Genomic DNA, 22,526 nt, shown 5'->3' with positions numbered 1-22,526 from the left:
GCGCGGAACGTTACCGTATCGCGATCAGACAGAGGATTGGATGCTCTCCCCGGGAGCTTTACCCGACAGCCGTTCGGCTTCCAGGGCGCTCTGCAGGATGATGACCGCGGCTGCCTGATCGACTACGGAGCGTCCCTTCTTCGACCTGACGCCCGACGCGCGCAGGCCCTGTGTGGCGGTGACGGTGGTCATCCGCTCGTCCACCAGCCGCACCGGCACGGGGCTGATGATTTTCGCCACACCCTGCGCGAAGGCCCGCACCTTGGCCGCGGCCGGCCCCTCGGTTCCGTTGAGTGACCGCGGAAGCCCGATGACGACCTCGATCGGTTCGTACTCCGCCGTGATCTGCGCCAGCCTGCGCAGCGCGGCGGGCACGTCCCGGCCCGGCACCGTCTCGACCGGGGTGGCCAGGATGCCGTCCGGGTCGCACGAGGCGACCCCGATCCTGGCGTCCCCGACGTCGACGCCGAGCCGCCGGCCACGCCGCAGGGCGGGGCGCGGCGGCTCGGCGCCGTCCGCTGCGTCGTGCACGCTCACGCCTTCTCGGCGACGAGCCGCCGCACGGCCTCCACGGCCTCCGGCACGGCCGCCGGGTTCTGGCCGCCGCCCTGGGCCACGTCGTCCTTGCCGCCGCCACCGCCGCCGAGCGTCTTGGCGGCGGCGCGCACCAGCTCACCGGCCTTGACGCCGCGCTCGCGGGCGGCCTCGTTGGTGGCGATGACGGTCAGCGGGCGGCCGCCTGCCACGGTGAAGAGGGCCACGACGGCCGGGCGGCCGCCGGTGACGCGCTGCCGTACGTCCAGCACCAGCTTGCGCAGGTCGTCGGCGCCGGTGCCCTCGGGCACCGCGCCGGTGACCAGGGCGACGCCCTTGACGTCCTCGGCGCCCTCGGCGAGCCCGGCGGCGGCCTGGAGGACCTTCTCGGCGCGGAAGCGCTCGATCTCCTTCTCGGCGTCCTTGAGCCGGCCGAGCATCCCGGCGATCTTGTCGGGCAGCTCCTCCGGGCGGCCCTTGACCAGCTCGGTCAGCTGGGCGACCACGGTGTGCTCGCGGGCCAGGAAGTTGTACGCGTCCACGCCCACCAGGGCCTCGACCCGGCGCACGCCGGAGCCGATGGAGGCCTCGCCGAGCAGCTTGACCAGCCCGAGCTGGGCGGTGTTGCCGACGTGCGTGCCGCCGCACAGCTCCTTGGAGTAGTCGCCGATGGTGACCACGCGCACCTGCTCGCCGTACTTCTCGCCGAACTCGGCGATGGCGCCCTGCCGCTTGGCCTCGGCGATCGGCAGGATCTCGGCGGTGACGTCGAGTTCGCGGGCCAGCACCTCGTTGATCTTCTGCTCGACGTCGGTGAGCACCGTGCCGGGCACGGCCGTGGGCGAGCCGAAGTCGAAGCGGAAGCGGCCGGGCGAGTTCTCCGAGCCGGCCTGGGCGGCGGTGGGGCCGAGGGCGTCGCGCAGCGCCTGGTGGGTCAGGTGGGTGGCGCTGTGGGCGCGGGCGATGGCCCGCCGGCGCACCAGGTCGATCTGGGCCAGCGCGGATGCGCCGACGGTGACCTCGCCGACCTGGACGACGCCCTTGTGCACACTGACGCCGGGCACGGGCTGCTGCACGTCCCGGACCTCGACGACGGCGCCGCCCTCGATCCGGATCCGCCCGGTGTCGGCGAGCTGGCCGCCGCCCTCGGCGTAGAACGGGGTGCGGTCCAGGACGACCTCGACCTCGTCGCCCTCGGTGGCGGCGGGCGACGGCAGGCCGTCGACCAGCAGGCCGACGACCGTGGCCTCGTTCTGGTCGGCCGCGTAGCCGGTGAACTCGGTGCCGCCGGTGCGGTCGGCCACCTCGCGGTAGGCGGACAGGTCGGCGTGGCCGGTCTTCTTGGCGCGGGCGTCGGCCTTGGCGCGGTCGCGCTGCTGCTTCATGAGCCGCCGGAAGCCGTCCTCGTCCACGGACAGCCCCTGCTCGGCGGCCATCTCCAGGGTGAGGTCGATCGGGAAGCCCCATGTGTCGTGCAGCAGGAAGGCCTGGTCGCCGGCGAGCACCGTGCCGCCCGAGGCCTTGGTCTCGGTCACGGCGGTGTCGAGGATGTTGGTGCCGGCCTTGAGCGTCTTGAGGAACGCGGCCTCCTCGGCGAGCGCGACGGTCTCGATGCGCCTCCGGTCGGTGACAAGCTCCGGGTACTGCTGGCCCATCATGCCGATGACGGCGTCCAGCAGCTCGGCCACCACGGCGTCGTGGGCGCCCAGCAGCCGCATGTTGCGGATGGCGCGTCGCATGATGCGGCGCAGCACGTAGCCGCGGCCCTCGTTGCCCGGGGTCACGCCGTCGCCGATGAGCATGACGGAGGTGCGCATGTGGTCGGCGACCACGCGCAGCGCCACGTCGGTGTCGTGCGAGCGGCCGTAGGCCACGCCGGTCAGCTCGGTGGCCTTGTCGATCACGACCCGCAGGGTGTCGGTCTCGTACATGTTGTGCACGCCCTGCAGGATCATCGCGAGGCGTTCCAGGCCGAGGCCGGTGTCGATGTTCTTGGCGGGCAGGTCGCCGAGGATCGGGAAGTCCTCCTTGCCCTCGCCCGCGCCGCGCTCGTACTGCATGAAGACCAGGTTCCAGATCTCCACGTAGCGCTCGTCGTTGACGGCAGGACCGCCCTCGACGCCGAACTCCGGGCCGCGGTCGTAGTTGATCTCCGAGCACGGACCGCACGGGCCGGGCACGCCCATGGACCAGAAGTTCGGGCCCTTGCCGAGCCGCTGGATGCGCTCGGCGGGGACGCCGATGACGTCCCGCCAGATCTGCTCGGCCTCGTCGTCCTCCTCGTAGACGGTGATCCAGAGCTTCTCCGGCTCCAGGCCGTAACCGCCCTTGTCCAGGGGCTCGGTGAGCAGCTCCCAGGCGTAGCGGATGGCGCCTTCCTTGAAGTAGTCGCCGAAGGAGAAGTTGCCGCACATCTGGAAGAACGTGCCGTGCCGGGTGGTCTTGCCGACCTCCTCGATGTCCGGGGTGCGGACGCACTTCTGCACGCTGGTGGCGCGCGCGAAGGGCGGCTTGACCTCGCCGAGGAAGTACGGCTTGAAGGGGACCATGCCCGCCGGGACCAGCAGCAGCGTCGGGTCGTCGGCGATGAGGGACGCCGACGGCACAACGGTGTGCCCGCGCTCCTCGAAGAAGCGCAGCCAGCGGCGGCGGATTTCTGCCGACTCCATCAGTGTTCGTCCTTCCGGTCGTACGTGTTGTACGTGATGCCCCGGCGCGGTGCCGGGAGGTCGGTGTCCAGTTCCCGCGGTGCGGGGCGGCGGGCGGCCCCGTCGGGCTCGCCGCCGGTCAGGCCCAGCGCGTCCTGCAGCTCTCCCTCGCGCTGCGCCATCCCCGACCTGACGTCGGCGGCGAACTCGCGCAGCCGCGCGCCGGTCTCCAGCGCGCGGTCCGCGGCGGTCGCGGCGAGGCTGTCGGGGCTCAGCCGGCGCAGCGCGCGGCTGACCTTCCTGGTGGCCCACACACCGGTGGCGGCACCGGTCAGGAACCAGAACAGACGGCGGAACATGGGCCTCAGTCCTTCGAGCGGTTGCGGCGTCCGCGCCGCCTTGCGGCCGGTACGTCGGCGCCGGCCCGGGCCTGCCGCCCGACCGCCCGCCGCACCCCGTAGCCGAAGGCCGCGACCTTCACCAGGGGGCCGCCGAAGGTGCTGGCGACAGTGGAGGAGAGCGCGGAGGCGTTGGCCGTCACCTCGGCCACGTCCGCGGTGATCGTGTCGACCCGGTCCAGTTGCGCGTTCGCCGCGCGCAGCGCGTCCGAGGCCTCGCCGAGCAGCGGAACGGCCTGCTCCGTGATGCCGGCCACCAGCTCGGTGGTGCTCCGCAGCGTGCGGGCGAGCCGCGCCAGCGCGACGGCCAGGAACGACACGAGGATCGCCCAGAACACCGCCACGATCAGGCCGGCCACGCCGGCCACTTCTCCACCGGACACCTTGCCGCGCCTTCCTCTCGTCCCCAGGTCAGTGACTCCTGACCTTACCGCTCCGCGAGCCTGGCCCCGCACCGCTTTACCCCCCGGGTGCCGGGTTCCGCCGGTGGCGGGATCTTGCGGTGGGTGGCGGGTTGCGCGCGCTGTTCTCCCCCAGGCGGAGCCTGGGGGAGAACAGCGCGCGCGGCCACGACGGCGGGAGGGTCGCGGAACCTGGCGCAAGCGGCACCCCCGGGGCGCGGCCCTCACCGCCGGGCGCAGCCCGAGGCGCCGTTGTACGGAGCGGAAGCATGCGGGTACGCTCCGTCAGTCATGAGGACGAACCTCCCGGCGGAGCTGACCCGGTTCGTCGGCCGCGCGGCCGACCTGGAGCGGGTCACGGCCGCCCTCCGCGGAGCGGAACGGCTGGTGACGGTGACCGGCGCGGGCGGCGTCGGCAAGACCCGCCTCGCGCTGCGCGCGGCCGCTGCTCTGCAGGACCGTTTCACCGACGGCGTCTTCCTCGCCGATCTCGCCGCGCTCCCCGCCGCGGAGCTGCTGGAGCTCACGCTCGCCGAGGCGCTGCGGCTGCCGGACCACACCAGCCGGGGGCCGCGCGTCGCGCTCGCCGAGCACCTGGCCGACCGGGAGGCGCTGCTCGTCCTCGACGGCTTCGACCGCCTCGCGGACGGCTGCGCGGATCTGGTGGGCGAGCTGCTGCGGCGCGCCCCGGGGCTGCGGGTGCTGGCGGCGGGCCGCCGGGCGCTGGGCGTGACGGGCGAGCGGCTGCTGCCTCTCGAGCCGCTGCCGGCCGGCTCGGAGGCGGTGCGGCTGTTCGCCGACCGGGCCGCCGCCGTACTGCCCGGCTTCGCCGTGACCGCCGCGAACATCGCGGCCGTCACCGAGCTGTGCACCCGGCTGGACGGCCTGCCGCTGGCGCTGGAGCTCGCGGCGGTACGGCTGCGCGCGCTGTCGGTGGAGCAGCTGGTCGACCGGCTCGACGACCGCTTCCGGCTGCTGACCGGCGGCGACCCGAGCGCGCCGGAGCGGCACCGGGCGCTGCGCACCGCGATCGGCTGGAGCCACGAGCTGTGCAGCCCGGCGCAGCGGCTGCTGTGGGCGCGGCTGTCGGTCTTCGCCGGTCACTTCGACCTGGACGCCGCGGAGTACGTGTGCGCGGGCACCGGGCTCGCCGAGGAGGACGTGGTGGAGGCGGTCGCGGCGCTGGTGGCGCAGTCGGTGCTGAGCCGCGAGGAGGACCGCGCGGGCCGGGTGCGCTACCGGATGCTGGAGAGCGTGCGCGAGTACGGCGCCGGGTGGCTCGCGGCGCTGGGCGACGAGCCGCGGGTGCGGCGCCGGCACCGCGACTGGTACCTGGGCCTGGCCACCTGGTGCGAGCTGGACTGGTTCAGCCCGCGGCAGTCGGAGGTGGCCGAGCGCGTCGCGGCCGACCTGCCGAACCTGCGGCTGGCCCTGGAGTTCAGCTTCGACGGGCTGCCGGGCGAGCCGCCGGAGGACCCGGCGGTCGGCCAGTACCTGGCGGGCACGCTGTGGTTCTGCTGGGTGGGCTGCGGGCGGCTCGCGGAGGGGCGGCACTGGCTGGACCGGGCGCTGGAGGTGTCGGCGGAGCCGACCGAGGCGCGTGCGAAGGCGATGTGGGTGTACGGCTATGTCGCCCTGCTCCAGGGCGATTCGGCCGCGGCGCTGGCGGTGCTCCAGGACTGCCGCGACCAGGCGGTCGCGGCGGGCAACGCGACCGCGGAGGCGTACGCCGTGCACCGGCTCGGCTGCCTGGCGCTGGTCTCGGACGACATGCCGCGCGCCGAGCTCTTCATCGGCGACGCGCTGCTGCGCTACCGCAGCATCGGCGAGCTGAACAGCAACGTGCTGATGGCGCAGGTCGAACTGGCGATGTCGGTCGCCTTCCAGGGCGATGTCGCCAAGGCGGTGGGCCTGGTGGAGGAGGTCCGGGACATCTGCCGGGACCACGGGGAGCGGTGGACGCAGGCGTACGCGCTGTACGTGCTGGGGTACGCGGCCTGGCTGGACGGGCGGCCGGACCGGGCGCGGCGGCTCGCCGAGGAGGCGCTGGCGATCGACCACAGCTTCGACGACCTGGTCGGGACGGTGCTCGCGCTGGAGCTGCTGGCGCTCATCACCGAGGGCGAGGGGGCGCCGTACGAGGCGGCGGTGCTGCAGGGTGCGGCGCGGCGGCTGTGGGAGTCGGTGGGCCTGCGGCTGTTCGGCTCGCGGTATTTCAACGCCCCGCACGCGGTGTGCGAGCAGCGGGTGCGGGCGGCGCTGGGCGACGCGGCCTATGCGGCGGCGCTCGGCGAGGGCGCTCTGCTGGGCCTGGACGCGGCGGCGCACCGGGCGCTGAACCGTCCGCAGGCCGGCGCGGGGCAGCAGGACAAGCGCGGTGCGGCGCGCCCGCCCGCCCCCCGTACGCACGAGCCCGCCGCCTCTCCCGAGACGGCGGGCTGAGCTGCGGGCCCGGGGCGGGCTCAGCGGGCGTAGTACTCCACGACCAGCTGCTCGTCGCAGATGACCGGGATCTCCTTGCGGTTGGGGTCGCGGTCCAGCCGGAAGGCGAGCGCCTGCAGGTTGACCTGGAGGTAGCGCGGGGTCTCGCCCTCGCCGGCCCAGCCGCCTTCGCGGGCGACCAGGAAGGGCGTCTTCTCACGGGAGCGCTCGCGGACCTGGACGACGTCGTCGGGGCGGACCCGGAAGGACGGCTTGTCGACCTTGCGGCCGTTGACCTCGATGTGGCCGTGCACGACCATCTGGCGGGCCTGGTAGATGGTGCGGGCCAGGCCCGCACGCAGCACGAGCGCGTCGAGGCGCCGCTCCAGCTCGATGATCAGCGCCTCACCGGTGCGCAGCCCGGCGACCTTCTTCGCGGCGTCGTAGGCGCGCTGCATCTGCCGCTCGCTGATGTCGTACTGGGCGCGCAGCCGCTGCTTCTCCAGCAGCCGCGTCTTGTAGTCGCTGTTCTGCTTGCGACCGCGGCCGTGCTCGCCCGGCGGGTAGGGGCGGGCCTCGAAGTACTTGACCGCCTTCGGGGTCAGCGCGATGCCCAGTGCCCTGGACTTCTTGACCTTGGGACGCGACTGGTTCACGTGCGTCGAACCTCCATCGAAATTAGGTAAGGCTTACCTTAACTGAAGGAGTGCGCAGGTTTCGACCCGGGAACCCCGCACGGCGGCCGGCGACGGCCGCGGCGCGGTCAGCCGCGTCCCGAAGAGGAAGGAGCGCCCGGCGGCCTGCCGGCCGTACGGCGCGCGCACTCCGTTCGAGCGTAACCCGGCCCGGGAGCGGCCGATTCCCGCCGCCCCGGCCGCCGTGCCCGGCTGTGCCGCAGATCACGGCCCGGCCCGGCGCACGCGGCTACTCGCCGCCGCCCTTGCCCTCCAGCCGGCCGCGCACCCACTCCAGGACGTCGGCGTAGCGGGCCTCCGCCCCGTAACGCGTCGGCTCGTAGTAGTGGCGCCCGGCGAGCACGTCCGGCAGGTACTGCTGGGCGGCGACGGCGCCGGGCACGTCGTGCGGGTAGACGTAGCCCTGCGCGTGGCCGAGTTTCGCCGCGCCCTTGTAGTGGCCGTCGCGCAGATGGGCCGGGACGGGACCCGCCTTGCCCGCCTTGACGTCGGCGAGCGCCGCGCCGATCGCGGTGGTCGCCGCGTTGGACTTGGGCGCCAGCGCAAGCGCGATGGTGGCGTGCGACAGGATCAGCGACGCCTCGGGGAAGCCGATCATCGCGACCGCCTGCGCCGCGGCGACGGCGGTGGGCAGCGCGGTCGCGTCGGCGAGTCCGATGTCCTCGCTCGCCGAGATCATCAGCCGCCGGGCGATGAAGCGCGGGTCCTCGCCCGCCTCGATCATCCGGGCCAGGTAGTGCAGCGCGGCGTCCACGTCCGAGCCGCGGATCGACTTGATGAGGGCGCTGGCCACGTCGTAGTGCTGGTCGCCGTCCCGGTCGTACGCGACCGCGGCGCGGTCGACGGTCTGCTCCAGGGTGGCGAGCGTGATGGTGTCCTCGCCCTTGGCGAGCGCCGCGCCCGCGGCCGCCTCCAGCGCCGTGAGCGCCCGGCGGGCGTCACCGCCGGCGATCCGCAGCAGGTGGTCCTCGGTGTCCTCAGGCAGGGCCACCGCGCCCGCGAGGCCCTGCTCGGCGGCGAGCGCACGGCGCAGCACACCGCGCACGTCGTCGTCGGTGAGCGGCTCCAGGGTGAGCAGCAGCGAGCGGGACAGCAGCGGGGAGATCACCGAGAAGTAGGGATTCTCGGTGGTGGCCGCGATGAGCGTGACCCAGCGGTTCTCCACGGCGGGCAGCAGTGAGTCCTGCTGGGCCTTGCTGAAGCGGTGGATCTCGTCGAGGAAGAGCACCGTCTCGCGCTGGAAGCCGCCGGACTGCCGCTTGGCGCTCTCGATGACCGCGCGGACCTCCTTGACGCCCGCGGTGATCGCCGAAAGCTCCACGAAGCGCTTGTTGGTGGCCTTGCTCACCACGTACGCCAGCGTCGTCTTGCCGATGCCGGGCGGGCCCCACAGGATCACCGACGAGGGCCCGGCCGGGCCGCCGCCGCTCTCCCCCACCAGGCGCCGCAGCGGTGATCCGGGCCGCAGCAGATGCTGCTGCCCGACGACCTCGTCCAGGGTGCGCGGGCGCATCCGCACGGCGAGCGGGCTGGCGCCCGGGTCGCGTTCCCGGCGTTCCTCGGCGGCGGCGGTGAAAAGGTCTGGCTCCACGTCCTGAAGCCTAGGTCACGGCACTGACAGCCGGGATCCCCGGCGGCCGGAGCCGCCCGCGGGCAGCCCGGACCAAGATCAGATGACGGTCTTCCAGTAGTACCAGAAGTGCACCAGGATCAGCATCGCGATGATGCCGTACCACAGCACCGGCACGACCCAGTGGAACTCCAGCACCAGCGCCTTCGCCTTGGCCGGCACCTTGTACAGGCCGTGCTTGATGTTGTGCACCGCCGTGTACCAGAAGGTGGCGATGGTCACGATCCAGGCCAGGCAGCACCACAGGCAGATGGCGCTGATGTTGTAGATCGTCTGGTACTGGAGCCAGCTGATGAAGCACACGCCGAACAGTCCGCCGGCCTGCAGCCCGTACCAGAACCAGGCCTTGTAGCGGGCGCCCGCCAACATGCCCACGGCCAGGGTGATCAGCACCGGGAAGGCCACCAGGCCGATGATCGGGTTCTGGAAGCCGAAGACGTGCGCCTGGTCGCTCTCCATCACGCTGCCGCAGGAGATGATCGGGTTGAGGCTGCATCCCGGGGTGTACGACTTACCCTCGACCTTGGCCTGGAGCAGCTTGAACTTGTCGTCGGTGATGACGAACGAGGCCAGCAGGCCCAGCGCGCCGCAGATCACCAGCAGCCAGGTGAACGCCTTGCCCGCGACGATGCCTTCGGCGGCCGGGCGTGGTGCGCTCTCTCCGGAGGTACGCGTCTCGTCCAGGGCGGAAGTCGTCATGGTCGCCGATCTCTCAGATCCGTGGGGGCGGGCACACTCATTGTGCACCAGAGCGGTCAGGAGGGAATAAGCCTGCGCCGCCCTGGTACACGAAGGAGCGGTTTACGCCAGCCTCTCCTTGACCGCGGCGGCGATCGCGTCGAGCGGCACCGCGACCTGCTCGCCGCTGTCCAGGTCCTTCAGCTGGGCCACCCCGTCGGCGAGGTCCCGGTCGCCCGCGACGAGCGCGAAACGGGCGCCGGAGCGGTTGGCCGACTTCATGGCGTTCTTCACGCCCTTGCCGCCGTAGGCGAAGTCCGCCGCGACCCCTTCCCTGCGCAGCTGCGTCACGGCGCCGAAGAGGACCCGCCGGGCCTCCTCGCCGAGCGGCACCGCGTAGACGTCGGTGGCCCGGGGCAGGGGCAGTTCCACGCCCTCGGCGCGCAGCGCGAGCACCGTGCGGTCCACGCCGAGTGCCCAGCCGACGGACGGCAGCGCGGGGCCGCCGAGCATCTCCGACAGGCCGTCGTAGCGGCCGCCGCCGCCGACCGCGGACTGCGAGCCGAGCGCGTCGTGCACGAACTCGAAGGTGGTGCGGGTGTAGTAGTCCAGGCCGCGCACCAGCCTCGGGTCGTCCTCGTAGGCCACGCCGGCCGCGTCCAGCAGCTCGCGGACCTGCTCGTGGTAGGCCTTGCACGCCTCGCACAGGTGGTCGGAGATCTTCGGCGCGCCGGCGAGCTGGCGCTGCACGGACTCGCGCTTGTCGTCCAGCACCCGCAGCGGGTTGATCTCGATCCGGCGGCGGGTGTCCTCGTCCAGGTCGAGCCCGCGCAGGAACTCCTGGAGCGCGGCGCGGTAGACGGGGCGGCACTCGCGGTCGCCGAGCGAATTCAGCAGCAGCCGCACCTCGCGCAGGCCGAGCGCCCGGTAGGCGTCCGTGGCCAGGATGACCAGCTCGGCGTCCAGCATCGGGTCCTCGGCGCCGATCGCCTCGGCGCCGACCTGCGAGAAGTGCCGGTAGCGCCCGGCCTGCGGGCGCTCGTAGCGGTAGTAGGAGCCCGAGTACCAGAGCTTGACCGGCAGGTTGCCCGCCTTGTGCAGGTTGGCCTCCAGCGCCGCGCGCAGCACCGAGGCGGTGCCCTCGGGGCGCAGTGCCAGCTCGGTGCCGCCCTTGGTGGTGAGGGTGTACATCTCCTTGGTCACGATGTCGGTGGACTCGCCGACCCCGCGGGAGAACAGCTCCACGTGTTCGAAGCCGGGGGTCTCGACGTAGCCGTAGCCGGCTCGGCGGGCCGGTGCCGCGATGGCCTCGCGCACCGCGAGGTAGACCGCCGAATCGGGCGGCAGCAGGTCGTAGGTGCCCTTGGGGGCCTGGATGGTGCTCACGTCAGCAGTCGTCACAATCCTCGTCGGGGAGCCGCCGTGTCAGGGGCTCCCTGGCCGCGGGCCACCTCGCCCAGGTACGGGTTGGTGGCGCGCTCGCGGCCGATGGTCGTCTGGGGGCCGTGCCCCGACAGCACCACGGTGGAGTCGTCGAGCGGCAGGCACACGCGGGCCAGCGACTCGTACAGCTCGGGCGTGGAGCCCCCGGGCAGGTCGGTGCGTCCGACGGAGCCGGCGAACAGCAGGTCGCCGGAGAACAGCACGGACGGGACGTCCGCGGCCTCCGGCAGCCGGTAGGTCACCGACCCCTTGGTATGGCCGGGCGCGTGCGCGACGGAGAACTCCAGTCCGGCCAGCGACAGCGTGCCGCCGTCGGTGAGCTCCCGCAGGTCGTCGGGCTCGCCGACGGTCAGCTCCCCCATGAGCGCGGCGCCGATGCTGCGGCCGAGCGCCTTCTCCGGGTCGGTGAGCATGTAGCGGTCCGCAGGGTGCAGATACGCCGGTACGCCGTGCGCGCCGCACACCGGGACGACCGAGGCGACGTGGTCGATGTGGCCGTGGCTGAGGACGACGGCGACGGGCTTGAGGCGGTGTCTGGCGAGCATGTCCTCGACGCCCTGGGCCGCGAGGTGGCCCGGGTCGATGATCACGCACTCCTCGCCTGCGGCGGGGGCGACCACGTAGCAGTTGGTCCCCCAGGCCCCGGCGGGGAACCCGGCAATGAGCACGTTCGTCCTTCTGTCGTCCGCGGGCGGTGTCGGCAGCTCACGAGCCTACCGGCGAGAACATCGCGGTCGCGAACTCGTATCGGGCGCGCATCGGCGTGTTTGCGGACTGGACTCGACCCGCCGCGGGACGCGAAGATCTGCGGACACACCCTCGTACGGGTTCGCGCCCGCTCTGTGGACCCACAGCAAAAGCACAGCTCACACGGCCTGCGGCAGAATGCCTCTGCGGGCCGGGTGCACGCCCCAGCAGATACACAGCAAACCGCACCAGACTTACCCAGACAGACCCCAGACAGACGCAAGAGCACACACGCGTACACGAGGCGGCCGGCATGTCCGGCCCAGCGACCGGGAGCAGGCGAAGTGGTCACCAAGGATCAGCGGCGGCGGCAGCTCGCCCGGGAGAAGTTCGAGCGGCAGCAGAATCGCAGGGTGGATCACCAGCGCAGGGCGCGCCGGCGCACCGCGGGGATCGCGGCGGTCGTGGTGGTCGCGCTCGCGGGCACCGGCGGGGCGTGGGCGGCGGGGGCCTTCGACGGCAGCTCGAAGAAGAAGGACGACGCCGCGGGCGCGTCCAGCACTCCGAGCGCGTCGGGCAGCGCTTCCGCGGCGCCCACCGCGGCGGCCGACCCCTGCGAGAAGCCCGCGGCGGGCAACCCGGGCACCACCACCTGGAAGTCGAAGCCGAAGATGGCGATCGACAAGAGCGCGAAGTACACCTTCACCCTCGACACCACGTGCGGCACGATGCCGATCTCGCTGGACGCGGCGAAGGCGCCGGAGACGGTGAACTCCTTCAAGTTCCTCGCCGACAAGGGCTTCTTCGACCACACCCGCTGCCACCGGCTCACCAGCGCGGGCATCTACGTGCTGCAGTGCGGCGACCCGACGGCCTCCGGCAGCGGCGGCCCGGGCTACTCGATCCCGGACGAGAACCTGACGGCGTTCGGCAAGGCCGACTCGACCGGCGCGGTCACGTACCCGGCCGGGACCGTGGCGATGGCCAACAGCGGCCCGAACACCGGCGGGAGCCAGTTCTTCCTGGTCTACAAGGACAGCCCGCTGCAGCCCAACTACACTCCGTTCGGCACCCTGAGCGCCGACGGCCTCAAGGTGCTGGACAAGATCGCCGGCGCCGGTGAGAACAGCGGCGGGCAGGGCGACGGGGCGCCGAACGCCACCGTCGTCATCAACAAGGCGACCGTCGGCAAATCCTGATTCCCGCCGCACCGGATGCGGACAGCCGGGGCGATGGTCGCCTATGTTGGCGTTGGACCGGTCCGTGCGCACAGCCCGGCCGGAGATTCACCCGGGGATTGCGCCGGGGGAGACACTGTGGACGATGCCGTCGAGCCGCCACCCGGCCGGGCATCACGTGGAGGAGGCGCTGTGAGCAGCGACCCGTGGGGCCGCGTCGATGAGACGGGGACCGTGTACGTGCGTACGGCCGACGGGGAGAAGGAGGTCGGTTCGTGGCAGGCGGGCTCCCCCGCGGAGGCCCTCGCCTACTTCGAGCGCAAGTACGAGGGGCTCGTCGTGGAGATCGGCCTCCTGGAACGCCGGGTGCAGACCACGGACCTCGCGCCCAAGGACGCGCTGGCCGCGATCGAGCACCTGCGGGCGGCCGTGGACGAGGGGCACGCGGTCGGGGACCTGGCGGCGCTGGCCGGTCGGCTGGACGCGCTCGTCGCGCTGGTCGACTCGCGGCGTGAGGAGCGCCGCGCGGCCAAGGCGCGGCAGAGCGAGGAGGCCAGGTCCGCCAAGGAGCAACTGGTCGCCGAGGCCGAGCAGTTGGCGGAGAGCGAGCAGTGGCGCACCGCGGGTGAGCGGCTGCGGGCGCTGGTCGACACGTGGAAGGGCCTGCCCCGGCTGGACCGCAAGAGCGACGACGAGCTGTGGCACCGCTTCAGCCACGCGCGGTCGGTGTTCTCCAAGCGCCGCAAGGCGCACTTCGCGTCGCTGGACGCGCAGCGCGAGCAGGCCCGGCGCACCAAGGAGAAGCTGGTCACCGAGGCGCAGTCGCTGTCGGACTCCACCGACTGGGGGCCGACCGCGGCCCGCTACCGCGAGCTGATGACCGAGTGGAAGGCCGCGGGCCGTGCGCAGCGCGAGGCCGAGGACGACCTGTGGAATCGTTTCCGCGGGGCCCAGGACGTCTTCTTCGCCGCTCGCTCCGAGGTCTTCGCCGAGCGGGACGGCGAGCAGCGCGACAACCTGGCGGCCAAGGAGCAGCTGGTCGTCGAGGCCGAGAAGCTGCTGCCGGTGACGGACCTCAAGGCGGCCCGCGCCGCCTTCCGCACGATCAACGAGCGCTGGGAGGGCATCGGCCATGTGCCGCGCGACGCCCGGCCGCGTATCGAGTCGCGGATGCACGCCGTCGAGCGGGCGCTCGCGGAGTCCGAGGAAGCCGAGTGGCGGCGCACCAACCCCGAGGTACGGGCCCGCGCCCAGGGTCTGACCGGCCAGCTGCAGGCGGCGGTGGACAAGCTGCGCGGCCAGATCGACACGGCGCGCGCGGCGGGCAACACCGCCAGGGCGGACAAGCTCGCGGCCGAGCTGGAGGGCCGCCAGGCGCTGCTGGACCAGGCGCTCAAGGGCCTCCAGGAGTTCGGCGGCTGACCGCCCGGCCCGTCGGGTGACACGGAGCGGCTCCCGGTGCGCGAGGCACCGGGAGCCGCTTTCCGCTGTCCGGGGGCCCGCAGCGGCGCTCAGCGCCCCGCTGCGGGTCTGCGCTAGCGCTGGCGGCCCGACGTGACCCGGTAGACGTCGTAGACGCCCTCGACGCCGCGCACGGCCTTCAGGACGTGCCCGAGGTGCTTGGGGTCGCCCATCTCGAACGTGAAGCGCGAGGTGGCCACCCGGTCCCGGGAGGTCTGCACGGCCGCCGACAGGATGTTGACGTGCTGGTCGGACAGCACCCGCGTGACGTCCGACAGCAGCCGCGACCGGTCCAGCGCCTCGACCTGGATCGCGACCAGGAAGACCGACGACTGGGTGGGCGCCCACTCGACGTCGATGATCCGCTCCGGCTGCTGCGACAGCGAGTCGACGTTGACGCAGTCGGCGCGGTGCACCGACACCCCGTTGCCGCGCGTGACGAAGCCGATGATCGGGTCGCCGGGCACCGGCGTGCAGCAGCGCGACAGCTTGACCCACACGTCGCTGGTGCCCTTGACGACCACGCCGGGGTCGGCGGTGTTGCGCCGCTTGCCGCGCCCGGTCTGCGGCGGGGCGGTGATCTCCTCGACGTCCTCGGTCGCGCCCTCCTCGCCGCCGAGCGCGTCGACGAGCTTCTGCACCACCGACTGCGCGGTGATGTGGCCCTCGCCGATCGCGGCGTACAGCGCGGAGATGTCGGGGTAGCGCATCTCGTGCGCCAGCGTGACGAGCGAGTCGCCGGTGAGCACCCGCTGGATCGGCAGGTTCTGCTTGCGCATGGCGCGCGCGATGGCGTCCTTGCCGTGCTCGACGGCCTCCTCGCGGCGCTCCTTGGAGAACCACGCGCGGATCTTGTTGCGCGCCCGGGGCGACTTGACGAAGCCCAGCCAGTCGCGCGACGGACCCGCGCCGGCCGCCTTGGAGGTGAAGACCTCGACCAGGTCGCCGTTGTCGAGCGTCGACTCCAGCGGCACCAGCCGCCCGTTGACCCGGGCGCCTATCGTGCGGTGGCCGACCTCGGTGTGCACCGCGTACGCGAAGTCCACCGGGGTGGCTCCCGCGGGCAGCGCTATCACGTCGCCCTTCGGCGTGAAGACGAAGACCTCGCTCTGCGACAGGTCGAAGCGCAACGACTCCAGGAACTCGCCCGGGTCCTCCGTCTCCTTCTGCCAGTCCAGCAGCTGCCGCAGCCAGGCCATGTCGTTGACCGCGTCGTCCTTCTTGTCCGAGCGCGGGCTGTCGGTGCGGACCTTGGACACGCCCGCCACCGCGTCCTGCTTGTACTTCCAGTGCGCGGCGATGCCGTACTCGGCGCGGCGGTGCATGTCGAAGGTGCGGATCTGCAGCTCGACGGGCTTGCCGCTGGGGCCGATCACGGTGGTGTGCAGCGACTGGTACATGTTGAACTTCGGCATCGCGATGTAGTCCTTGAACCGGCCGGGGACCGGATTCCACCGCGCGTGGATCGTGCCGAGCGCCGCGTAGCAGTCGCGGACCGTGTCGACCAGGACCCGGATGCCGACCAGGTCGTAGATCTCCGCGAAGTCCCGCCCGCGGACGATCATCTTCTGGTAGACGCTGTAGTAGTGCTTGGGCCGGCCGGTGACGGTGGCCTTGATACGGGCCGCGCGAAGGTCCTGCTGCACCTGGTCGGTGACGATCGCCAGGTACTCGTCCCGCTTGGGCGCGCGCTCGGCGACCAGCCGCACGATCTCGTCGTACATCTTGGGGTAGAGGATGGCGAAGGCCAGGTCCTCCAGCTCCCACTTGATGGTGTTCATGCCCAGCCGGTGCGCCAGCGGGGCGTAGATCTCCAGCGTCTCGCGGGCCTTCTTCTCCTGCTTGTCCCGCTTGAGGTAGCGCATCGTGCGCATGTTGTGCAGCCGGTCGGCGAGCTTGATCACCAGGACCCGCGGGTCCTTCGCCATCGCCACGACCATCTTGCGGACCGTCTCGGCCTGCGCGGCCTCGCCGAACTTGACCTTGTCCAGCTTGGTGACGCCGTCCACCAGCAGCGCGACCTGGTCGCCGAAGTCGCGGCGCAGCTGGTCCAGGCCGTACTCGGTGTCCTCGACGGTGTCGTGCAGCAGCCCGGCCATCAGGGTGGCCGGGTCCATGCCCAGCTCGGCCAGGATGGTCGTCACGGCGAGCGGGTGGGTGATGTAGGGGTCGCCGCTCTTGCGCTTCTGGCCGCGGTGCCAGCGCTCGGCGACCTGGTAGGCGGCCTCGATCTGCCGCAGCTGGGCCGTGTCGCCCTTCGGGTCGTTGCCCCGCACGACCCGCAGCAGCGGTTCGAGCACGGGGTTGTACGGGCTGGAGCGCTGCACGCCGAGCCGGGCCAGCCGTGCGCGCACCCGGCTGGAGGACGCACCGGGGCGGGTCGGCGCCACGCTGCCCGGGGTGCGGACCGGCCGGACGGCGGGCGGCGCCGGCTTCGGCGCGGGCTCTTCGGGGGTGTGCGCGGGCGCGTCCGTGCCGCGCGGGGCCGGTTCCGTACCGCCCGCGCCGCCGAGGGGCTGGGCCTTGTCTGGCAAGTGCACTCCTCACGCGCGGTAGGAATCCCATGGTATCGACCTGTGCGGACACCCGGGCGTGCGCGGTGCCCGGGCACCCCCCACCGCACCACCAGCCGGTACGTGGCACGGCTCGTGGGGCGCCAGGGGCGTCAGGCGACCGGGACCCGCGGTTTTCGGACGGTGACGGACGGTGTCGGCAGTGGTCGGGCGCTGTCCCGGCCGCGTCGGGCTGCGCCCGGCTGCGTCAGCTTGCGCCCGGCTGCTTCAGACCGTGATCAGCGCGTCCAGCGGCGCTCCACCGAGCGCCGGGAGCAGGCGCTCGCGCCCCCCGAGGAAGCTCAGCTCCAGCAGGACCGCGAGGCCCGCCACGGTCGCGCCGGCCTGGCGGATCAGCGCGACGCCGGCCTCCGCGGTGCCGCCGGTGGCCAGCACGTCGTCGATCACCAGCACCCGGTCGTCCGGGGCGAAGGCGTCGGTGTGCACCTCGATCTCGGCGGTGCCGTACTCCAGCTGGTACGCCTGCCCGTGCACCGCGCCGGGCAGCTTGCCCGCCTTGCGCACGGGAACGAAGCCGACCCCGGCCCGTACCGCCGCGGGGGCCGCCAGGATGAAGCCGCGCGCCTCCAGCCCGACGACCTTGGTGGCGCCGTGCCGGGCGCACAGCTCCGCGAGCGCCTCGACGAGCGCGCCGAAAGCCCCGGGATCGGCCAGCAGGGGGGTGATGTCCTTGAACATCACACCGGGCTCCGGGTAGTCCGGGACGTCCCTGATGTGGGCGAGCAGCAGCTCGCGCAGCTCGGCGGACGGGGTCTCCGTGGTGGTCATCAGGGTGTTCCTCGGCTCTTCTCGTTCGTCGGGACAGGGGTGGGGGCGGGGCTGCGGGCGCGCGGGCCGCTCCGGACGGCGCGCGGTCCATTGTCCCCCGCCGGACGCGCGGAAGCCGCCCGGCCGTGGCGACCGGGCGGCTTCCGTGGGGATCGTGCGGTGCGCGGTCTCAGCGCCGCCGGCCGGAGGGGCGGCCCCGTCCACCGCGGCCGTTGCCGCGGCTGCCCGGCTGGCTGCGCGGGCGCGTACCGCTCTGGGCGCGCGGGGAGACCACCCCGGCCCCCGCCGCGGCAGTGGCGGCGTCGTCGCCGTCGTCGTCGCCGTCGTCGCTCCCGGAGGCCTCCGCGGACGCGTCCTCCGGGTCCTCGCCGCGGGCGGCGGCCTCCTTGGCCTTGGCCGCGTCGGCCTTGCGCTTGGCCAGCACCCGCTTGCGCAGCGACTTCATCTGCGGCTCCTGCTCCTTCAGCTCCGCCACGATCGGGGTGGCGATGAAGATCGAGGAGTACGCACCGGCGGTGAGGCCGACGAAGAGGGCGAGCGCGATGTCGTTGAGCACACCGGCGCCGAGCAGGCCGCCGCCGATGAAGAGCAGCGCGGCGACCGGCAGCAGCGCGACCACGGTGGTGTTGATCGACCGCACCAGGGTGCCGTTGAGGCTGCGGTTGGCCAGCTCGCTGTAGGTCTTCTGGTTCTGCTTGGTGATGTCCTTGGTGGCTTCCTTCAGACCGTCGAAGACGACGACGGTGTCGTAGAGGGAGTAACCGAGGATCGTGAGCAGACCGATGACCGTGCCCGGCGTGACCTCGAAGCCGACGATGGCGTACACGCCGGTGGTGATCGTCAGGTCGTGCAACAGGGCGACGAGCGCCGCGGCCGCCATTCGCCACTCGAAGGCGATCGCCAGGTAGACGACCACCAGCACCAGGAAGATGATCAGGCCCTGGAAGGCCTTCTTGGAGATCTCCTTGCCCCAGCTCGGGCCGACGATCTCCGCGTCGAGCTTCGACTTGTCGATCTTCAGGTCGTCGGCGATCTTCTGCTGGATGTCCTTGGAGGTCTGCGTCGAGATGTCGCTGACCTGGATGCGCATCCCGCCGTTGCCCAGCTTCTGGATCGTCGCCGGGTGGCCCGCGGTGTCGCCGCTGATCCGGTCGTGCACCTGCGAGGTCGACATCGAGGTCTTCGGTGTGGTGAAGACCGCGCCGCCCTTGAACTCGATACCGAGCTTGAGGCCGTTCACCACCAGGCCGACGATCGCGACGACCGTGATCAGGATCGAGACGCCGTACCAGATCTTCCGCTTGCCGACGAAGTCGTAGCTGACCTCGCCCCGGTGCAGCCGGTGACCGAGAGTGCCGAGCTTGGACATCAGGCTTCCTTCGTCTCGGTGCTGCTGGGGGTACGGCGGACACGGCGCAGCGGCGCCTTGACTCCAAGGCTCTGCGGGTTGAGCCCGGACCACTTGTGGCCGTCGGCGAAGAACTTGCGGCGGGCCAGGATGGTCATCAGCGGCTTGGTGAAGAGGAAGACCACCGCGACGTCGAGCAGCGTCGTCAGACCCAGCGTGAAGGCGAAGCCGCGGACCTTGCCGACGGTCACGACGTAGAGCACCGCCGCGGCCAGGAAGGACACGAAGTCGGACACCAGGATGGTGCGCCGGGCACGCGGCCAGCCGCGGGCGACCGCGGGCTGCAGCGACCGGCCCTCGCGCAACTCGTCCCTTATGCGTTCGAAGAACACGATGAAGGAGTCGGCGGTGATACCGATGGCGACGATCGCACCGGCGACGGCCGGCAGGTTCAGCGCGAAGCCGATGGCCCGGCCGAGCAGGCACATGATCGTGTACGTCAGGCCCGCGGAGACCAGGAGGCTCGCGATGGCGACGAGGCTCAGCCCGCGGTAGTAGGCGAACATGTAGAGCACGACCAGCGCCAGGCCGACTGCGCCGGCGATCAGGCCGCCGTGCAGCTGCTCGCCGCCGAGGGCGGCGGAGACGGTGGTCTTGTCGGAGATGTCGAACGCCAGCGGCAGCGAGCCGTACTTGAGGACGTTCGCCAGGTCCTGGGCCTCCGACTGCTTGAAGGAGCCGGAGATCTGCGCGCTGCCGCCGGGCAGCGCCTCGTGGACCGCCGGGGCGGACTGGACATTGCCGTCCAGCACGATCGCGAAGCGGTTGTTCGGGTCCTGCTGGCTTGCCAGGTTGCTGGTCACCGAGGTGAACTGGCCGGCGCCCTTGGAGTCGAACGTCAGGTTGACGACCCAGCCGTTGCCCTGCTGGGTGTCGAAGGCCGCGTTCGCGCCGGAGATGCGCTTGCCGTCGATCACGGACGGGCCGAGCACGTACTTGTTCCAGGCACCGCCCTCGTCGCCGCAGGTGACGACCTTCTTGGTCGGGTCGCCGGCGGCCTCCTGGGCGGCGGTGCGCTGCTTGACGTTCGTGCAGTCGAGCGCGGCGTACTTCGCCTGGAGGTCGGCGGGGATGCTGGTGTCGGTGCTGGAGTCACCGCTCGCGGCGCCCGTGCCGTCGGTGGCCGACGGGGAGGGCAGCGGGGTGGGCGCCTTGTCGACCGAGGAGGTCAGGGCGCCGCTGACCGCGCGGCCCTGCGCGGAGGAGCTGGCCGTGGGGCTGCTCGTCGCGCTGCCGGTGGCCTTGGGGGTCGCCGTGCTGCTCGCGCCGGGAGACGGGGTGGCGCTGCCCGAGGCGCTCGGGGTCGGAGTCCCGGCCGGGGCGGGGGTGCCCGCACCCGCCGCGAGCACCTGGCGGAAGTACATCTTCGCCGTGGTGTTGACCTGCTTCTCCGCCTGGTCGGCGTTGGTGCCCTTCGGGATGTTGACGATGATGTTCTTCGATCCCTCGGTCTGCACCTCCGCCTCGGAGACACCCAGGCCGTTGACCCGGTTGCTGATGATGTTGACCGCGGTGTTCATGTTCGCCTTGTTCACCGCACTGCCCTGGCCGTCACGAGCGGTCAGGGTGATGCTCACACCACCGGCGAGGTCGATGCCCAGCCGGGGTGTGCGGTCACCGGTGAGGAAGATCCCACCGGTCAGCGCCACCAGGGCGATGAGGATCACGGCCAGAGCGCGCCCGGGGTATCCCTGGCTCCCCGAGGGCCTGCGGCCCTTCTTGGCTGCTGCCACCTTCTTGTGTCTCCCTGTCCTACCGCACCGGGGCCTGCGCGCCCGCGGACGGTGACGAGTGTTGCGCGAACATGACCCTTACTTGGCGGGGCCCGAACCGCCCGCCTCCGGCTCGGCCTCGGTCTTCTTCAGCTCCACGCGATCCCCGTCGGCAGCCGTGACGTCGGCGTCGCCGTGCGCGCCGACCTGCGCGGTGTCCTCCGCGCCGTCGGCGTCGGTGACATCGGAGGCGTCGGTCCCGTCGGCGTCCGCGGTGTCGGCGTCATCGAGCTCTTCGGGCTCGATGCCGTGCACGATGCGGTTGAACTCCTGCTCGCTGAGCACGGCGGAGATGGCGCCCTTGGTGAAGTGCGCGTGCACGCCGTCGGTCAGCTCCAGCAGGACCGTCTCCTGGTTGACCTCCTTCACCACGGCGTACATACCGCCGATGGTGCGGATCCCGGCGCCGGGCTCCATCTTCTCCCGCATTTCGAGGACCTGGCGCTGCTTGTTCTTCTGGGACCTCGTCATCAGCAGCATGCCGCCGAACGCGACGATCAGAATCAGGATCAGGGGATTCACGGTCTGACGTTCCTTCGCACGGCCAACGGTGCTGGCCTGGGTTTCGGGATGTGAGTGCCGCTCCGGAGGAAGGGCGTCGGCGGAGTCTAAGCGCTGGCTCGCCGCTGGAACAACGCCAAGCATGGCACTGGGGTTCCTGAACGGACGAGCCGAAGCGCCTCACGGCCCGAACAGCCCGTTCTGTCCAGGTCCTCCTCCCGTGCCCTGCCCCCCGTTGGCTTGCGGGGGTACGAGGCCCAGGTGCGCCCATGCGGCAGCGGTCGCCACCCTGCCCCGCGGGGTGCGGGCCAGCAGCCCCTCCCTGACGAGGAAGGGCTCGGCGACCTCCTCAACAGTCTCACGCTCCTCCCCCACAGCGACAGCAAGTGTGGACAAACCCACAGGACCGCCGCCAAAAAGGGACAGCAGGGCATGAAGCACCGCACGGTCCAGCCGGTCCAGGCCGCGCGCGTCCACCTCGTAGACCTCCAGTGCCGCCGCGGCCGTCGCCCGGTCGACGACGCCGTCCCCCCTGACCTGCGCGTAGTCCCGCACCCGGCGCAGCAGCCGGTTGGCGATACGCGGGGTGCCGCGGGAGCGGCCGGCGATCTCCGCGGCGCCGCGGGCGTCGATCGTGACGTCCAGCAGGCCGGCCGAGCGGTGGATCACCCTTTCGAGTTCGGCGGGAGCGTAGAACTCCATGTGCCCGGTGAAGCCGAAGCGGTCGCGCAGCGGCGGCGGCAGCAACCCGGCCCTGGTGGTCGCGCCGACCAGGGTGAAGGGCGGCAGCTCCAGCGGGATGGCGGTGGCGCCCGGGCCCTTGCCGACGATCACGTCGACCCGGAAGTCCTCCATCGCCATGTACAGCATCTCCTCGGCGGGCCGGGACATGCGGTGGATCTCGTCGAGGAAGAGGACCTCGCCCTCGGTGAGCGAGGACAGGATCGAGGCGAGGTCGCCGGCGTGCTGGATGGCCGGGCCCGAGGTGATCCTGATCGGCACGCCCATCTCGGCCGCGATGATCATCGACAGGGTGGTCTTGCCGAGGCCGGGAGCGCCGGAGAGCAGGACGTGGTCTGCGGTGCCGCCGCGCTGGCGGGCGGCCTGCAGGACCAGGCCGAGCTGCTCGCGGACCCGCTCCTGGCCGACGAACTCGTCCAGGTCACGGGGCCGCAGGGCGGCCTCGACGGCCTGGTCGTCACCGTCGGCCGCGGCTCCCACCAGCCGGTCGGTGAACGCGTCGGCGGCGCGCTCGGGGCCGGCGGCGTCTTCGGCGGCGTCCCAGTTCATGAGTGTGGTCTCTCGGGTCTCTCGGCTCGGGCGGTCGGCG

At 72.1% G+C, this 22,526-nt stretch carries 18 protein-coding genes; 3 read left to right on the top strand and 15 right to left on the bottom strand.

The window, feature by feature from the left end; translation table 11 throughout:
• Positions 1 to 24 precede the first annotated feature (24 nt).
• From ruvX to IH54_RS0111020, 4 genes are read right to left on the bottom strand one after another with little or no spacing between them, the layout of a single operon-like run.
• Positions 25 to 531, bottom strand: a complete 507-nt coding sequence (ruvX, locus tag IH54_RS0111035; protein ID WP_234343445.1) for a Holliday junction resolvase RuvX — start codon at positions 529 to 531, stop codon at positions 25 to 27.
• Positions 532 to 533: 2 nt separating this feature from the next.
• A complete protein-coding gene (gene alaS, locus IH54_RS0111030; RefSeq protein ID WP_031515371.1) occupies positions 534 to 3,203 on the bottom strand; it encodes an alanine--tRNA ligase in 2,670 nt (889 codons plus the stop codon).
• Positions 3,203 to 3,541: a DUF6167 family protein gene (locus tag IH54_RS0111025; RefSeq protein ID WP_031515369.1), complete on the bottom strand. Its 339-nt coding sequence runs from the start codon at positions 3,539 to 3,541 to the stop codon at positions 3,203 to 3,205. The genes alaS and IH54_RS0111025 overlap by 1 nt, the downstream gene beginning before the upstream one ends.
• 5 nt (positions 3,542 to 3,546) lie before the next feature.
• Complete coding sequence (locus IH54_RS0111020; protein ID WP_031515366.1) at positions 3,547 to 3,963, bottom strand: DUF948 domain-containing protein; 417 nt, start codon at positions 3,961 to 3,963, stop codon at positions 3,547 to 3,549.
• Between the two features lie 309 nt (positions 3,964 to 4,272).
• Between IH54_RS0111020 and IH54_RS0111015 the strand changes: the two genes are divergently transcribed.
• Complete coding sequence (locus IH54_RS0111015; protein WP_052397284.1) at positions 4,273 to 6,423, top strand: ATP-binding protein; 2,151 nt, start codon at positions 4,273 to 4,275, stop codon at positions 6,421 to 6,423.
• A gap of 20 nt (positions 6,424 to 6,443) precedes the next feature.
• Here the strand turns inward: IH54_RS0111015 and rpsD are convergent, their stop codons facing one another.
• The 5 genes from rpsD to IH54_RS0110990 form a co-directional block, all read right to left on the bottom strand.
• Positions 6,444 to 7,058 carry a 30S ribosomal protein S4 gene (gene rpsD, locus IH54_RS0111010; protein WP_031515362.1) on the bottom strand — a complete coding sequence of 205 codons (615 nt, stop codon included), beginning with the start codon at positions 7,056 to 7,058 and terminating at the stop codon, positions 6,444 to 6,446.
• 268 nt (positions 7,059 to 7,326) lie between these two features.
• Positions 7,327 to 8,688 (bottom strand): replication-associated recombination protein A, encoded by a 1,362-nt coding sequence (locus tag IH54_RS0111005; RefSeq protein WP_031515360.1) that lies wholly within the window; start codon positions 8,686 to 8,688, stop codon positions 7,327 to 7,329.
• Positions 8,689 to 8,766: 78 nt separating this feature from the next.
• On the bottom strand, positions 8,767 to 9,426 hold the full coding sequence (locus IH54_RS0111000; protein ID WP_031515358.1) for a vitamin K epoxide reductase family protein: 660 nt from the start codon (positions 9,424 to 9,426) through the stop codon (positions 8,767 to 8,769).
• Between the two features lie 102 nt (positions 9,427 to 9,528).
• The gene (gene hisS / locus IH54_RS0110995; RefSeq protein ID WP_031515356.1) at positions 9,529 to 10,791 is read right to left on the bottom strand and encodes a histidine--tRNA ligase; all 1,263 of its coding nucleotides are present in this window, start codon (positions 10,789 to 10,791) and stop codon (positions 9,529 to 9,531) included.
• 11 nt (positions 10,792 to 10,802) lie between these two features.
• A complete protein-coding gene (locus IH54_RS0110990) occupies positions 10,803 to 11,516 on the bottom strand; it encodes an MBL fold metallo-hydrolase (RefSeq protein ID WP_031515354.1) in 714 nt (237 codons plus the stop codon).
• Between the two features lie 363 nt (positions 11,517 to 11,879).
• On the opposite strand from IH54_RS0110990, the gene IH54_RS0110985 reads away from it, so the two are divergent.
• Together IH54_RS0110985 and IH54_RS0110975 are read left to right on the top strand one after the other, a co-directional pair.
• A complete protein-coding gene (locus IH54_RS0110985; protein ID WP_031515352.1) occupies positions 11,880 to 12,734 on the top strand; it encodes a peptidylprolyl isomerase in 855 nt (284 codons plus the stop codon).
• Positions 12,735 to 12,905: 171 nt separating this feature from the next.
• Complete coding sequence (locus IH54_RS0110975; protein ID WP_031515350.1) at positions 12,906 to 14,135, top strand: DUF349 domain-containing protein; 1,230 nt, start codon at positions 12,906 to 12,908, stop codon at positions 14,133 to 14,135.
• 113 nt (positions 14,136 to 14,248) lie between these two features.
• On the opposite strand, the gene IH54_RS0110970 is transcribed toward IH54_RS0110975, so the two are convergent.
• The 6 genes from IH54_RS0110970 to ruvB form a co-directional block, all read right to left on the bottom strand.
• Positions 14,249 to 16,708 (bottom strand): RelA/SpoT family protein, encoded by a 2,460-nt coding sequence (locus IH54_RS0110970; RefSeq protein WP_031515348.1) that lies wholly within the window; start codon positions 16,706 to 16,708, stop codon positions 14,249 to 14,251.
• 246 nt (positions 16,709 to 16,954) lie between these two features.
• Entirely contained in the window at positions 16,955 to 17,515 is a 561-nt protein-coding gene (locus IH54_RS0110965; RefSeq protein ID WP_031515346.1) for an adenine phosphoribosyltransferase, read from the bottom strand.
• A gap of 169 nt (positions 17,516 to 17,684) precedes the next feature.
• Positions 17,685 to 18,884 carry a protein translocase subunit SecF gene (gene secF, locus IH54_RS0110960; protein WP_031515344.1) on the bottom strand — a complete coding sequence of 400 codons (1,200 nt, stop codon included), beginning with the start codon at positions 18,882 to 18,884 and terminating at the stop codon, positions 17,685 to 17,687.
• A complete protein-coding gene (secD, locus tag IH54_RS0110955) occupies positions 18,884 to 20,656 on the bottom strand; it encodes a protein translocase subunit SecD (protein WP_031515342.1) in 1,773 nt (590 codons plus the stop codon). The genes secF and secD overlap by 1 nt, the downstream gene beginning before the upstream one ends.
• A gap of 78 nt (positions 20,657 to 20,734) precedes the next feature.
• The gene (gene yajC, locus IH54_RS39610; protein ID WP_043180422.1) at positions 20,735 to 21,217 is read right to left on the bottom strand and encodes a preprotein translocase subunit YajC; all 483 of its coding nucleotides are present in this window, start codon (positions 21,215 to 21,217) and stop codon (positions 20,735 to 20,737) included.
• 159 nt (positions 21,218 to 21,376) lie between these two features.
• Positions 21,377 to 22,486, bottom strand: coding sequence for a Holliday junction branch migration DNA helicase RuvB (ruvB, locus tag IH54_RS0110945; protein WP_031515338.1), 1,110 nt, complete (start codon positions 22,484 to 22,486; stop codon positions 21,377 to 21,379).
• Positions 22,487 to 22,526 lie beyond the last annotated feature (40 nt).

Source organism: Streptomyces sp. NRRL F-5123 (genome assembly GCF_000721495.1).
GTDB lineage: Bacteria > Actinomycetota > Actinomycetes > Streptomycetales > Streptomycetaceae > Actinacidiphila.
Note: the sequence above shows the minus strand (reverse complement) of the source record. Positions and strands in the feature narration are given on the sequence as shown.

Bases quoted from the DNA above. Each gene is read 5' to 3' on its own strand.
- IH54_RS0111000 (WP_031515358.1), bottom strand. From the start codon at position 9,426: ATGACGACTTCCGCCCTGGACGAGACGCGTACCTCCGGAGAGAGCGCA.
- alaS (WP_031515371.1), bottom strand. From the start codon at position 3,203: ATGGAGTCGGCAGAAATCCGCCGCCGCTGGCTGCGCTTCTTCGAGGAG.
- IH54_RS0110965 (WP_031515346.1), bottom strand. From the start codon at position 17,515: ATGACCACCACGGAGACCCCGTCCGCCGAGCTGCGCGAGCTGCTGCTC.
- ruvB (WP_031515338.1), bottom strand. From the start codon at position 22,486: ATGAACTGGGACGCCGCCGAAGACGCCGCCGGCCCCGAGCGCGCCGCC.
- secF (WP_031515344.1), bottom strand. From the start codon at position 18,884: ATGTCCAAGCTCGGCACTCTCGGTCACCGGCTGCACCGGGGCGAGGTC.
- IH54_RS0111025 (WP_031515369.1), bottom strand. From the start codon at position 3,541: ATGTTCCGCCGTCTGTTCTGGTTCCTGACCGGTGCCGCCACCGGTGTG.
- IH54_RS0111015 (WP_052397284.1), top strand. From the start codon at position 4,273: ATGAGGACGAACCTCCCGGCGGAGCTGACCCGGTTCGTCGGCCGCGCG.